Source organism: Synechococcus sp. ROS8604, from assembly GCF_014279655.1.
GTDB lineage: Bacteria > Cyanobacteriota > Cyanobacteriia > PCC-6307 > Cyanobiaceae > Synechococcus_C.
On the sequence record NZ_CP047946.1, the window covers coordinates 104,402 to 117,137 of the forward strand.

Below are 12,736 nucleotides of genomic sequence, written 5' to 3' on the forward strand. Positions count from 1 at the left end.
TCTGCCTTGTCTTGAAAGTTCCCAAGCAGTAGCTGCAGATAGGTGACCTTGCGCAATTTGATGTTAGCGGTGAGGCTCATGCCTACTTGAAGCGGAAGGTTTTTTCCGCTTTTGAGTTTGAGTTGCTGGCTGGACAGCGTGATTGTGGTGGGATATCGATATTCGTCACGTTGTTTCTACTGGTCTGGTGGCAGGGCATCGGATCCCACTGATTTCACCGTTCCCTCCAAAACGCCAAAATCAGTGGCGGGGAAAGAATCAATGCTGATGTCAGCTGGCATGCCCACGCGCACAAAGCCAATATCACGGCTGGGCACTTCCACATTGGCCTGTAACTTGTCGAAAGGAACGATTTTCATCACCGTTTCGGTGCCTTGCGCCGCATATCCGGTAGAGCGAGGCTTCAAATCAAATACGACCCCATTCACGGGAGAGCGCAGCGCTTGATATTTGAGGGTGACTTCGGCTTCTGTGCGTTTGGCTTGGAGATCTGAGAGCTCTGATTTCATTCGCTGAATGGCCTGCTGCAGAATCGCAGTCTGTCGTAATCGGTCCACCTTTGTTTGGGATAATTTACCCTGAACCTCTTGTACCTTGTTGCGCTGCTGCAGGAATTGCAGCTCTGATGAAGCACCTTGTTCTGCAAGATCTTGATAACGACTCAAGATTTTATTTTCAAGTTTTAATTTTCCACTCAACATGGTTACTTCTTCGTCATTGAGTTGCTGATAACGTTTGAGTTCATAAGTTTTGAGTTTGAGTTGCTCTTCTTTTGAAATAATACTTTGTAAATTAGATTTTAACTGCTGGCTGCTTGATTCCGTGTCGAGGCGCATTACGACCTGCCCAGCTGTAACACGGTCACCATCTTCCACGAGAATTTCGTCAGCAATGCCTCCGACGGGCATTTGAATTTCTTTGACAGCACCAAGGGGGTCAAGTTTTCCGGTTGCTACTACAATTTCCTCTGTTTTTGCCAAACACAACCAGCCCACTCCGAATGCAGTGGTTCCAATCAGCCCCCAGGTGATCGCCCGCATCCAGTACCGAGGTTGCTGCAGCACGGATTCATCATGGTCTGAGCTTTTAACGGCTTTGTCTAGCGCATTTTGTCCTTGTTTAAGACCAAGCATTAGCTTGCCTCCTGTTGGCGATAAAGGGCGAAGTAGCGTCCTTTAAGGTCGATCAATTCTTGGTGGGTACCACTTTCTACCAAGGCTCCGTCGTGCATCATCAAGATGCGGTCAGCACGGCGAATCGATGACAGCCGATGGGTGATGAATAGCACTGTGCTGTTATCCATCGATTCGAGTAGGTTGTTGCATACCCTGCGCTCAGTGTCGTAATCGAGTGCACTTGTGGCTTCGTCCATCACCAATAATTTGGGTTTGCCAAGCAGGGTGCGGGCGATTGCAATGCGTTGACGCTGGCCGCCACTGAGATTGCTGCCGCGCTCCCCCACATTGGTGCTGTAGCCACTGGACAGTTGCATGATGAAATCATGGGCATGAGCCATGCGTGCTGCATGCACGATGTCATCGCTGTTCGCATCGGGTTGGGTAAGAGCAATGTTTTCTGAAATCGTGCCTGAAAACAACAGAGGATCTTGAGGTACGATTCCAATTTGCCGTCTTAGTGAATAGAGCTCAACTTTGTCGATGTCATATTCATCGATCATTAATCGCCCGCTGTCTGGTGTGTAAAGCCTTGGCAATAACTTCACTAATGTGCTTTTTCCGCTGCCACTTTGGCCGACAATCCCAACAAAGCTGTTGGCTTCGATGCTGAGGTTGATGTTCTTTAAGACCGGCGGAGACGAGGGCTTAAAGCGAAAGCTCACATCATCAAATTTCACCTGGCCGTCAATGGGTGGCAAAGGGATTTTGGCTTGATCGGATTCATTCGATTCCAAGGGGGTGTTGATGATGTCGGCCAAGCGTTCAAAGCTCACCTTCAGTTCTTGAATGTTCTGCCAGATTGTGGAGAGTCGCAGCAGTGGCTGCGTCACATAGCCACTGATGATCCTGAACGCAATCAGTTGGCCGAGAGTGAGTTCGCCTTGTAGCACCATCGCGGCACCCACCCAAAGCACGAGCAGCTGAGACAGTTTCTGCAACACCTGGCTGGCTTGGGTGACCGCTGTTCCCGTGATTGTTTTTTCGTAGGTGCGGGCGATGTAACGGCTGTAGAGCTCCTGCCATTTCCAGCGGCTCACCATCTCCACGTTTTGAGCTTTCACAGTCTGAATGCCGGTGAGCACCTCCACCAGATGGCTCTGGGTTTTGGCATTTTCTTCAGCGGACTGGCGGAACTGACGACGGAACAACGGCGCTCCCAGCAGGGTGAGGCCCACTTGGATGGGGAGCACCGCTAGGGCTACCAGGGTGAGCACCCAGCTGTAGAGAGCCATTACGGCGATATAGATCACTGAAAACAGCGCGTCGAGAATGGTGGTTAAGGCTTGGCCGGTGAGGAAATTACGGATTTTCTCGAGCTCGGCAATCCGTGTTCCCAGTTCACCCACAGGCCTTCGATCGAAGTAACCCAACGGGAGCCGAAGCAGATGGTCAATGACTTCAGCGCCAAGACGTTGGTCAATGCGGTTCGTAGTCTCGGCAAATAAGAACGTTTTTAAACTGCCCAAGATCCCTTCCAGCAGAGTCACCACCACCAGGGCCACACCCAGCACTTGCAGCGTGTCGAGGCTGCGTTGACTGATCACCTTGTCGATAATCACCTGAATCAACAGCGGGTTGGCTAGGCCAAACAGCTGCACGACAAAGCTGGCTACAAATACCTGAACCAAAACGCCGCGGTATCGACTCAGTGCAGGAAGGAACCAACTGAACCCAAAGGTTTGATCGGGGGTGTTATGGGAGCGATCCACTAACAAAATTTCAACACCCTCTGGGCAGCGTTCTGAAATTTGTTCGGGGGAGACCGTGATTTCCCCTTCGCGAGGTGAGGCCAAGAGCAAGCCGTTGCTACTGCTGCCGATCACGAGCACAAACCCTTCGCCCCATTGCAGTAATGCGGGTGTTTTGAGGCGCGTGCATTCGCTTATGGGCACCTTGGCCGCCACCACGTGTAAGCCGAGTCCTGCGGCGAGTTGGCCGCAGGTTTGCATGTTGGGGGTTTGATTGCGGCGCGCCACGTCGCGCAACACCTTCTCAATCGCGTCACGGCGGAAGGGCAAGTCCATCACCGCTGCCATCATCTGGAAGCAAGCGAGAGTTTCTTGTAAGGGCCCTTCGCCTCGCACCAGCCGGAAACGGCCAGAACCAGGTCTGCCGGTTTGATGCAAACCACTGGCGGCGGGGCGGTCGGGAGCATCCTCCAAAGAGAGAAATTCCTCCTGGGTGTGTTCCACAATCTCGGGAGTGAGCGCTGAGGTTGTGCCTTCTCCAGCGATGGCTTCCGTCAAAGCCTCTGGGATTGCGATCACGCGTAGCACAAAGGGTGATGCCCCTGGAGGTAAGGGATCATTGGCGCTCTTGGCAATCCCCAGCTCCGTTGGTTTGGCGGCATCGAGGGCAAACACTTTGAAGCCTTTCTCTGCCGCTCCTTGGCGCGCCTCATCCGTTCTTTTGAGGAGTTTGGCTTGCTCAGCAAGCGGTCTCAGCCAGCGCAATAAGGAACCGTCGCTTTTGGCCGAGCGCTGTTGAATCGCTTCAATCTGTGCTGAAAGTTCCGCGGGCCACAGGGTTTGGTCGCACCACGTGCGAAAGCTTTCTTCGTCGCGATACAGATCGGCGATGCATTGGTCGGGGATGGCAAGTCCGGTGGCTTCGGTGGAGGTGCTCACGTCTTCGCAGGCCACGCCACGCAGCAACGACACCAAGCCCACCAAAGAACCAGGCCCCATTTTGGCGAGGGTCACCAGCTGACCTTTTTCGCGGCCCAGCAGACGTGCCTGTCCGTTCAGGAGCAACACCACGTTGGCGGGCATGGTGGCGCCATCAGCAATGGTCTGGCCGATGCGAAAGCGCAGCAACTTGGCGGCTTGATTGACTTTTGCCAGGCCCTCTTGGCTAAGGCTGCGAAAAGCTGGATGCTCTTGGAGTGCGGCGATGGGAGTCGTGGTCATAGGTGTTTGCAGCGGCTGTGACGCGCAGACTCCACATCAAATGAAGCATGCATTATTGATTGGTTTTGGTCTCAAAGCTCAAGCCTGGGGAAGCTTGTTCATCCGGCTATCGGTTTCTTCCCGAACCCAAACGTCAAACAGCTCTTTTGACATTTGCTTAGCCATGTCAGGGCTAAAGGTGGCTGGGGTGTAGCTCTCCAGCCGGGTCACCAACCACCATTCGCCGATTCGAAAGGGCTCCATTAATAGGCCTGGTGAGCTGGTACGCAGGCGCTCGGCCAAGTGGGGATGGGCTTGTGTTAAGGGCAACGGACCCACAATTCCCTTGGTGGAGCGCTCATAGCCTTGGGCATGGGCCGCTGCTAGATCAGCGAAATTGGCTTCGCGATTGGCGATCCGTAAGTACAACTCTCTCGCCAAAGCCCCATCTTTCACCCTGAGCAAGCTGTACACCACCTGGTCCAGCTGGGTTTTGCGGGTGAGGAAATGGGCTTCGGCTTTGGCATGAAAGTTGGATTCGCAATGTTTTTGAATCCGGTAAGGCCTGAGGATTTGTTGGTCGAAATCCTCCTGGCCGAGGCCGAGCCTGCCCCGATAGGCATCGATGTCCTCAGGACTTTGCAGGCGATTGCGTTGGGCAAAGTTATCCCGCGCTTCCTTTTGTTCCTCTTCGCTCAGGCTGGCCTGTTCCACGGCTTCATCCACCACCTGCCGTTCCACCAGGGTGCGCAGCAGGTTGTGGCGCCTCAGCAAGGCGAGGGCGTCGGCGTTGAGAGCTTCGATGGAGACGGTCATCGGGGCACTGTATCGATTGGCTTCTGGCTTTTTCACGAGCACACCCCTCGCTCTCAGTAATCTGGGCTGCAGACGATTTGGCGATTTCCATGCTCAAGCTCCTGCTGGGTGACCCCAACGCCCGCAAGCTGAAGCGTTATCAGCCGATCGTGTCTGACATCAATCTGCTTGAGGAGGAGATTGCGCCGCTGAGCGACGGTGATCTACGCCGCCGCACGGCTGAGTTTCGCCAGCGCTTGGAAGCTGCCGGGTCTCTCGATAAACAAAGACCCCTATTAGACGAGTTGCTGCCCGAGGCCTTCGCTGTGGTGCGGGAAGCCGGCAAGCGGGTGCTGGGCATGCGCCATTTCGATGTGCAGATGATCGGAGGCATGGTGCTGCATGAGGGGCAGATCGCCGAGATGAAAACCGGTGAGGGCAAAACGCTCGTTGCCACCCTCCCCAGCTATCTCAATGCGCTCACCGGCCGCGGTGTGCATGTGGTCACGGTGAATGACTACTTGGCCCGCCGCGATGCGGAATGGATGGGGCAAGTGCATCGATTCCTGGGGCTTTCGGTGGGCTTGATCCAGCAAGACATGACGCCCGCTGAGCGCCGGATTAATTACGGCTGTGACATCACCTATGCCACCAATTCAGAGCTTGGCTTTGACTATCTGCGCGACAACATGGCCGCAGACATCAATGAGGTGGTGCAGCGCGAATTTCAGTATTGCGTGATCGACGAAGTCGACTCCATCCTGATTGATGAAGCCCGTACGCCTTTGATTATTTCGGGCCAAGTGGAACGGCCTCAAGAGAAATACCAGAAGGCTGCAGAGGTGGCGAACGCCCTGGAAAGGGCCGCCGAAATGGGAAAAGACGGTATCGACCCCGAAGGTGATTACGAGGTGGATGAAAAGCAGCGCAGTTCCACACTCACCGATGAGGGATTTGCCAAAGCTGAGGCCCTCATTGGCGTGGCTGATCTCTACAACCCTCAGGATCCATGGGCTCACTACATCACCAATGCCCTGAAGGCCAAGGAGCTGTTTGTTCGTGATGTGAATTACATCGTCCGCGATGGTGAGGCGGTGATCGTGGATGAGTTCACGGGCCGGGTGATGCCGGGCCGGCGTTGGAGTGATGGACAGCACCAGGCGATTGAGGCCAAGGAAGGCCTAGAGATTCAGCCAGAAACGCAAACGTTGGCGTCGATCACTTACCAGAATTTCTTTCTGCTCTATCCCCGTTTGGCCGGGATGACCGGTACGGCCAAAACAGAGGAAACGGAATTTGAAAAAACCTATTCCTTGCAGACCGCCATCGTGCCGACGAATCGGGTGCGTGCCCGTCAGGATTGGGTGGATCAGGTCTACAAAACCGAAACGGCGAAATGGCGTGCCGTCGCTAAAGAAACCGCTGAGGTGCATAAGCAAGGACGCCCCGTGTTGGTGGGCACCACCAGTGTTGAGAAAAGTGAGTTGCTGAGTGCCTTGCTTGCGGAGGAAAACATCCCCCACAACCTGCTGAATGCCAAGCCGGAAAATGTGGAGCGGGAGGCGGAAATCGTGGCCCAGGCTGGTAGGGCTGGCTCAGTGACCATTGCCACGAACATGGCGGGCCGCGGCACCGACATCATTCTTGGCGGTAACAGCGATTACATGGCGCGTCTCAAGCTGCGTGAAGTGCTGCTTCCCCGGCTGGTACGGCCGGAAGATGGCCACCGGCCTCCGGTGCCGCTGCAGCGCAGTGCTGATGGCGGTGGTGGTTTCTCCGAATCGGCTCCAGCGAGTGGTCCCCACGGCAATGCCCCGAGTGAAGCCAAGGCGATTGGCAACCTCTATCCCTGCCAGCTCACGGAGGAGACGGATCAGGCGCTGGTGGAGCTGGCTAAGCAGTTGGTGAAGGCATGGGGTGATCGCGCGCTGAGTGTGATCGAACTGGAAGATCGCATTGCCACGGCAGCGGAGAAAGCCCCCACGGAGGATCCCGAGATTGCTCAGTTGCGTGCCGCCATCGCCCAGGTGAAAGGCGAATACGACGCCGTGGTGAAACAGGAGGAGATGGGCGTGCGTGAGGCTGGAGGCCTGCACGTGATCGGCACGGAGCGTCACGAATCACGCCGGGTTGATAACCAGCTTCGCGGCCGTGCGGGCCGCCAGGGTGACCCTGGAAGCACCAGGTTCTTCCTTTCGTTGGGTGACAACCTCCTGCGCATCTTTGGAGGTGAGCGTGTAGCTGGCTTGATGAATGCCTTCCGGGTGGAAGAAGACATGCCGATTGAATCGGGCATGCTTACGCGCTCACTTGAGGGGGCGCAAAAGAAGGTTGAGACGTACTACTACGACATCCGTAAGCAGGTGTTTGAGTATGACGAGGTGATGAACAATCAACGCAAAGCGGTGTACACCGAACGGCGTCGCGTGCTTGATGGCCGTGAACTGAAAAAGCAGGTGATTGGTTACGGAGAGCGCACCATGAATGAGATCGTTGAGGCCTATGTGAATCCAGACCTCCCGCCCGAGGAATGGGATGTCTCCCAGCTTGTGAGCAAGGTGAAGGAGTTTGTTTATTTGCTCGAAGATCTGCAGCCCGATCAACTCCAGGGCCTCTCAATGGAGGATCTCAAGGCCTTCCTTCAGGAGCAATTACGCAACGCCTACGATCTCAAAGAAGGGCAAATCGAGGAGTTGCGCCCAGGGCTGATGAGAGAGGCGGAGCGTTTCTTTATCTTGCAGCAGATTGATACGCTCTGGCGTGAACATCTGCAAGCTATGGATGCCTTGCGTGAATCGGTTGGATTGCGGGGTTATGGCCAGAAAGATCCGTTGATTGAATATAAAAATGAGGGCTACGACATGTTCCTGGAAATGATGACAAATATGCGCCGTAACGTGATCTATTCGATGTTTATGTTCCAGCCGGCACCTCCGGCAACGGCTCAGTCAACATCTGCTTGAGGGTTAAAGCCCGGTCTCGTCGACAATCAATATGTTTTTGACAATGCCCTGGTCTGCGCCAGATGCGTAAAGTAAAATTTCTAAGTTGTTCGTGTAGTGATCTAATTCGAAGCTCCAGCTACCATCTTTATTTGATTTGGTTTGAATGTTGTGAGAGATGTCGTGTTTGAGCTGAATTGTGATGCCTTTTGCTTCCAGTAGCTCTAATCGAATGCGGTAGTTCCCTTGGTGAAGGCTGCAATAAGGGCCATGGGCAATAAGATGAATTTTGGAATCTTCCGGAGCCGTGTAGCGAATTTCAGATGGTCCCGCTGGAATTGATTGGTGGTGGATGGAAGAGATGGATGTCGTTATCATCGCTGCGATCGGGATCTCGAGTTGGTTGGCTGCGAACTCAGGAAAAGCATTGGTGGTAGATAGTGGTTGAAGTTTCTTTGCTATCAGTGCTTTGTTGAGAAGTAGCAGATAGCCAGGGAAATTGATAATGTTTTCTGTGGAGATTCTTGTGAGGCGTCCTCTCGAGATGACTTGAAATAAGCCATAGCCTTGCTCGGTAGCTGTGTCCAGCATTGCTCTTAATGGCTTGGGTACAAGGCCATCTAAACATTCAAAAATGATGCCAAAAGTCTCGTTGTCATTCGCCATAAAGGTTATCGTTTGCTTCATCCCTTCAAGGACCTGGCCTTCATGATGTTCAACATCAATCTTCGCGAAGGATGGTTTATTAATCTTTTTTTGTTGTAGGAATGAGTCAACCGTTGTGGAATTCACCTGTACTTCCTTTCTTGTCTGGAGCTCGCTTCCTTGTTGCTCGCTTTGGCTGGACTGAGGCGTGACGCTGGCGCCTCCGGTGTGGTGAGGGTTCACCCAAAGACTTAAAGGGGAGGATGTATTTGATGCGGCGCTTTGAATCGCTTGGCAATGGCTTAAGCCGTTGTTGAAAAAATTCGTAGCACAGAGTTCATGCATTTCAGGGTTGGGCTCAAAAGCGAAGATCTGGGTGGGGATCCTCCGTGTGAGATGACCAAGTCGTGCCGCAAAAATTCCGCAATTGGCACCAATATCTAGAAATGTTCGTTCCCAATCCCATAGATATTGGGTGATTTGATAATTCTCTTCTTCGTAGGCTGAATCTCTAATCAGGTTGGCGGGAAAGCCGCAATCAGGAACATTGACGATGAAGAATAGGTTGTCAAGATTCCAGCTCGCGGTGCGATTAGCACCGAAATAAGAGGCCTGTCGATGGTTATTGCGTATGGCAAGGGTCTCGAGGTGTTGAAGACGGTTTTGGAAGCATTTCAGTTGATCGTCTGCTTCACGCAGTAGATGCGTTGTGTGGTCTAATTTTCGCTCTAAAGATTTCCCTTGACGGGTTGCTGATTCGAGTTGGTTTTCGATGGTCTTGAGCTGAGCCCCCACTGCTTCAATGTCTTTGGCGCTGGCAGGGAGTAATGCTTTGATCAGTCTTTTAATTCTATGCTTCCAGTATTGATGCATAATTCAAAAATGTACAATAGTCTTGGTTGGAACAATAATGGTAATCTTAAAAACAATTGTGTTTAATCCCCTAAAAACTCAAGGATTTCTCGATCCTTGAGGTTTTGGGATTGGCCTGCACTCCCTTCACGAATTGGACTCCCTGCTGATACGGCGTTAAGGCAGCTCTGCAATTCGCCAACCTGATTTTCCAGCTGATCAATTCGCTCCATCAGGTTGCGGATCACATTCGCTTCTGCATCCGGTAAGGCTGAGTGAGCGAGAGGGTTAATGCGGACACCGCTCTGGTGAATCACTCGTCCAGGGATGCCCACCACGGTGCAGTTCTGTTCCACACTGCGCACCACCACTGAGCCTGCTCCGATTCTTGTGTTAGCGCCCACCTCAATGGCCCCCAGCACCTTGGCGCCGGCTCCCACCACAACGTTGTTGGCGAGTGTGGGGTGACGCTTGCCGCTGTCTTTGCCCGTACCGCCGAGGGTTACACCTTGATAGAGCAGGCAGCGATCGCCAATTTCGCTGGTTTCACCGATTACCACTCCCATGCCGTGATCGATGAAGACGCTGCGGCCGATCGTGGCGCCCGGGTGGATCTCGATTCCGGTGATTCCTCGCCCCAGCTGGCTGAGAAGGCGTGCCGGCAATTTCAGCGGTAGGCGGGAGTGCCAGAGCCGATGGCTCAATCTGTGCAGGCTGATCGCTTGAAAGCCTGGATAGCAGAGCAGGATCTCGAGAGGTCCGCGCGCTGCTGGATCTCGTTCGCGGATGATCGCAAAGTCGGCCCGAATTTGATCAAGCATGGCCTTGCTGCTTTGAGCCTGTGGCTAGTGCGCTCATCATCTCGTGCGGGCATCCCTCATCGCGTCGGATCAGGGCCTGATCAGTGGCTGACCAGACCGATTTCCTTGCGGAGGAGCTCGATCGTGTCACCACTGAGGTAGCTCTCGGCGCAGTGCACTTGGGGCATGCGCATCAGTTGGGAGCGGTTTTGACGCAGGCTTTGCTCCACCAGCGGCATGCTGGGTCGATCACACAGCACGTGGCTGGAGGCGCGCAGAAGGGCCAGTAGCCTGCTGCCGATGTCTGGAGTGGCGGTCATCAGCAGCAGGTCGTTGCCGCGCATGCTGTGCAGGATCACCTCAGCGGCTCGCAGGATGCCGGGGCTAATGCTTACCAGGCCGACGCAGCTGCCTTGGCGGAGCTCTTTGAGCATCCCCAATTCCGCTTTGAAGTCGTTGAGATCCACGGCCACAGCGCGCACGCCGTGCTTCTTGGCGAGCTCTTCCACGGGCTGAAGGAAGTACCTGCTGGTCACCACCGTTCCATTGCTGGCGTTCTCAAGCACGCTCTCCAGCTCTTCCATCGGCACCACTTCCACGGGCACGTTGATGTTGGGTTCGAGTTCTTCTGCGATCAGCATCGAAGCGCCAATGTCTTCTCGTGGGGTGCTCACGAGCACCCGGGCGCCGCAGCGCAGGCGCCAATCGATTTCCCGCGTGAGCAGTTCTCGGGTTTGCTGCAGGGTGCAACCCGCGTTGAGCAGGCCATCCACGCACTTGCGCACCTCTCGATCGAGATCGGTGACGCCACGGTTGCGGATATGGGGCGGGGTTCGGATCTCCCTTGGCTTCTGTTGATCGCGGACGTAGATCCCAGAACCTGCCATCGCTTCCACCACCCCATCGGTTTCGAGCTGGCGGTATACCTTGCTGATCGTGTTGCGATGCAGGCCGGTCTGCATCGCTAGTTGTCTTGTACTCGGAAGACGATGCCCAGGAGGGTAGTGCCGGGCGGCGATGGCGAAACAGATCTGGTTGTAGAGCTGGGTCGATGCCGGTATGTCGCTTTCCTGTTGGATGTGGAATCGCACGCCGGTGGACCGGATTGATGTGGCCACCTTAAGGACTGGGCGGCTTGGTGACAATTGTTGAGCTGCCCCATGACCCGATCTAGCGGCTTATCTTCACGCGCTGATGCCCAATCCTTCCATTCTTCCTCCTGTGCTTCCCGAGCCATCGCCAGGGTCTTGGTTGATGGTGAACACCGGTCCGGTGCCCTTGCGCTGCTGGTGGGCGCCCACCAACAGCGCGAAGCCAGCCACCCATGCCGTCATCGTGCTTCCCGAGATCTTTGGCTTGAACCCCTGGGTGCGGGGTGTGGCCGACCGCTTGTCGGCAGCGGGTGTTCCGGCCCTGGCGATGCCGCTGTTTGCGCGCACGGCCCCAGAGCTGGAGCTGGGGTATGACCCCGAGTCCACCCGTGAAGGGCGGCGCCATAAGGAGGCCACGAGCACCGAGGGTATCCTCGTCGATGTTCAAGCCTCGATCGCTTGGTTACGGCAGGAGCTAGCCCCCAGTGATTCATCTCTGCGGATCACCGTGGTGGGCTTTTGCTTCGGGGGGCATGCCGCATTGCTGGCCGCCACCCTGGCGGAGGTGCAAGTGAGCTTTGATTTTTATGGGGCTGGGGTGAGCCGTGGGCGGCCCGGTGGAGGCCCCCCCAGCTTGGAGCTGCTGACCTCGGTGCAGGGAGAGCTGCATTGTTTGTGCGGCAGCATCGATCCCCTGATCCCATGCTCAGATCAGCGGGCGATACAAGCTGCCTTACAAGCGGAGGATCCCAGCGGGCTTCGTTTGCGCTACAGCGTTTTTGAAGGGGCTGATCACGGCTTCATGTGTGAAGCCCGTGATCAATATGACCAGGCCTCAGCGAGGGAGGGCTGGAGGCTGCTTCTGGAAGCGGTTCAGTCTTGAGAGCTGATCCGACGCGCCGGTGAAGGAATGGTGCGCACCGCGTTATTACCAGCGCCTTCTTCCTTGTCTTTCTTCAAGAGCGGCGCTTTGCGGGGTGTGAGGAACATGATCATGTTGCGGCCCTCGCGCTTCGGGGGCTGTTGCACTTCTGCAGGCTCTTCAAGGTCTTTGGCCATGCGGCGCAGCAAGACCTCGGCCAAGGCGGTGTGCTGAATCTCCCGTCCTCGGAAAATGACCGTGCACTTCACTTTGTCGCCCGCTTTGAGGAAGCGCTGCGCTTGGCCGATGCGAACGTCGTAATCGTGAGAATCAATTTTGTAACGCATTTTGACCTCTTTAACTTCGGTCTGGTGCGATTTTTTTTTCGCTTCTTTGGCCTTCTTTTCTTGCTCGAATTTGAATTTGCCGTAGTCCATGATCCGGCATACCGGCGGATCGGCTTTCTCGCTCACTAAAACGAGATCAAGCTCGCGCTCACGCGCAACTTCTAATGCTTTTTCCCGGTCGATCACCCCAAGCTGCTCGCCGTCTGCGTCAACAACCCTTAACTGGGGGTAATTGATGCGGTCATTGATGTTGGGGAGCTCCCGGACGGGGGCGCGACGGTCAAAGCGAGGACGTGGAGGCATTCAGTGTTGTGAAGGACTGCTGATGAAAAGCGG

At 54.9% G+C, this 12,736-nt stretch carries 8 protein-coding genes and 1 pseudogene; 2 read left to right on the plus strand and 7 right to left on the minus strand.

The window, feature by feature from the left end; all coding sequences use genetic code 11:
* Positions 1-176: 176 nt before the first annotated feature.
* The 3 genes from SynROS8604_RS00510 to SynROS8604_RS00520 form a co-directional block, all read right to left on the minus strand.
* Positions 177-1,133: an HlyD family secretion protein gene (locus SynROS8604_RS00510; RefSeq protein ID WP_370586534.1), complete on the minus strand. Its 957-nt coding sequence runs from the start codon at positions 1,131-1,133 to the stop codon at positions 177-179.
* Complete coding sequence (locus SynROS8604_RS00515; protein WP_186544729.1) at positions 1,133-4,087, minus strand: peptidase domain-containing ABC transporter; 2,955 nt, start codon at positions 4,085-4,087, stop codon at positions 1,133-1,135. The genes SynROS8604_RS00510 and SynROS8604_RS00515 overlap by 1 nt, the downstream gene beginning before the upstream one ends.
* 78 nt (positions 4,088-4,165) lie before the next feature.
* Entirely contained in the window at positions 4,166-4,882 is a 717-nt protein-coding gene (locus SynROS8604_RS00520) for a peptidylprolyl isomerase (protein ID WP_186544730.1), read from the minus strand.
* An 89-nt stretch (positions 4,883-4,971) separates the two neighbouring features.
* Between SynROS8604_RS00520 and secA the strand changes: the two genes are divergently transcribed.
* Positions 4,972-7,824 carry a preprotein translocase subunit SecA gene (secA, locus tag SynROS8604_RS00525; RefSeq protein ID WP_186545731.1) on the plus strand — a complete coding sequence of 951 codons (2,853 nt, stop codon included), beginning with the start codon at positions 4,972-4,974 and terminating at the stop codon, positions 7,822-7,824.
* A gap of 3 nt (positions 7,825-7,827) precedes the next feature.
* Here secA and SynROS8604_RS00530 read toward each other — a convergent pair whose 3' ends face one another.
* The 3 genes and pseudogenes from SynROS8604_RS00530 to SynROS8604_RS00540 all read right to left on the minus strand — a co-directional run bounded on the left by SynROS8604_RS00530 (position 7,828) and on the right by SynROS8604_RS00540 (position 11,191).
* Entirely contained in the window at positions 7,828-9,321 is a 1,494-nt protein-coding gene (locus SynROS8604_RS00530; protein WP_186544731.1) for an FkbM family methyltransferase, read from the minus strand.
* 62 nt (positions 9,322-9,383) lie between these two features.
* Positions 9,384-10,124: pseudogene (epsC, locus tag SynROS8604_RS00535) on the minus strand (serine O-acetyltransferase EpsC); the annotation flags it as partial.
* 77 nt (positions 10,125-10,201) lie between these two features.
* The gene (locus SynROS8604_RS00540) at positions 10,202-11,191 is read right to left on the minus strand and encodes a GntR family transcriptional regulator (RefSeq protein ID WP_186545732.1); all 990 of its coding nucleotides are present in this window, start codon (positions 11,189-11,191) and stop codon (positions 10,202-10,204) included.
* 103 nt (positions 11,192-11,294) lie between these two features.
* Here SynROS8604_RS00540 and SynROS8604_RS00545 point away from each other — a divergent pair, with 103 nt between their 5' ends.
* Positions 11,295-12,074, plus strand: coding sequence for a dienelactone hydrolase family protein (locus tag SynROS8604_RS00545; protein WP_186544733.1), 780 nt, complete (start codon positions 11,295-11,297; stop codon positions 12,072-12,074).
* On the opposite strand, the gene infC is transcribed toward SynROS8604_RS00545, so the two are convergent.
* A complete protein-coding gene (infC, locus tag SynROS8604_RS00550) occupies positions 12,065-12,703 on the minus strand; it encodes a translation initiation factor IF-3 (RefSeq protein ID WP_186544734.1) in 639 nt (212 codons plus the stop codon). The genes SynROS8604_RS00545 and infC overlap by 10 nt on opposite strands.
* Positions 12,704-12,736 lie beyond the last annotated feature (33 nt).